1 protein-coding gene is annotated in these 1,187 nt (G+C 47.8%); it reads left to right on the forward strand.

Going from position 1 to position 1,187, the window contains the following annotated elements; all coding sequences use genetic code 11:
* On the forward strand, nucleotides 1-1,187 hold a 1,187-nt coding region (locus V5290_RS17245), incomplete at both ends, for an Ig-like domain-containing protein (RefSeq protein WP_333388726.1).

Raw genomic sequence — 1,187 nt, forward strand, 5'->3', positions numbered from 1 at the left:
GGGACAGTAGCGATTAACGCTGACGGCACCGTGACTTACACACCAAACGCAGACTTTAATGGTGAAGACGAATTTACTTACACTAATGAAGATGGCAATACAGAAACCGTCACAGTGACGGTTGATCCAGTTGCCGATGACACCGTGTTAGTAGCCGATTCAGCAACAACTGACGAAGACACGCCAGTGGTTATCGATGTCGTCGCAAATGATACGGATGCCGATGGTGTCACATCTCCTGTTGCGTCAGTAACCGATGGCACGAACGGAACCGTTACGATTAACGCTGACGGTACCGTGACTTACACGCCAGATGCAGACTTTAATGGTGAAGACGAATTTACTTACACTAATGAAGATGGCAATACAGAAACGGTGACAGTGACGGTTGAACCAGTGGCCGATGACACAGCATTAGTAGCTGATTCAGCAACGACTGATGAAGATACCCCAGTGGTGATTGATGTCGTTGCAAATGATACCGATGCAGATGGTGTCACATCTCCTGTTGCGTCAGTAACAGACGGCACAAACGGGACTGTAGCAATTAACGCTGACGGTACCGTGACCTACACGCCAAACGCAGACTTCAATGGTGAAGACGAATTTACTTACACTAATGAAGATGGCAATACAGAAACAGTCACAGTGACGGTTGATCCAGTTGCCGATGACACAGTATTAGTAGCAGACAGCGCAACAACTGATGAAGATACACCAGTGGTTATCGATGTCGTTGCAAATGATACCGATGCAGATGGTGTCACATCTCCTGTTGCGTCAGTAACAGACGGCACGAACGGGACCGTTGCGATTAACGCTGACGGCACCGTGACTTACACGCCAAACGCAGACTTTAATGGTGAAGACGAATTTACGTACACCAATGAAGATGGCAATACAGAAACGGTCACAGTGACGGTTGATCCAGTGGCCGATGACACAGTATTAGTCGCAGACTCAGCAACAACTGATGAAGATACGCCAGTGGTTATCGATGTCGTCGCAAATGATACCGATGCAGATGGTGTCACATCTCCTGTTGCGTCAGTCACCGATGGTACAAACGGGACAGTAGCGATTAACGCTGACGGTACCGTGACTTACACTCCAGATGCAGACTTCAATGGTGAAGACGAATTTACGTACACTAATGAAGATGGCAATACAGAAACCGTGACAGTGAC

It is taken from the genome of Psychromonas arctica, assembly GCF_036697365.1.
In the GTDB taxonomy this organism is placed as follows: Bacteria; Pseudomonadota; Gammaproteobacteria; order Enterobacterales; family Psychromonadaceae; genus Psychromonas; species Psychromonas arctica_A.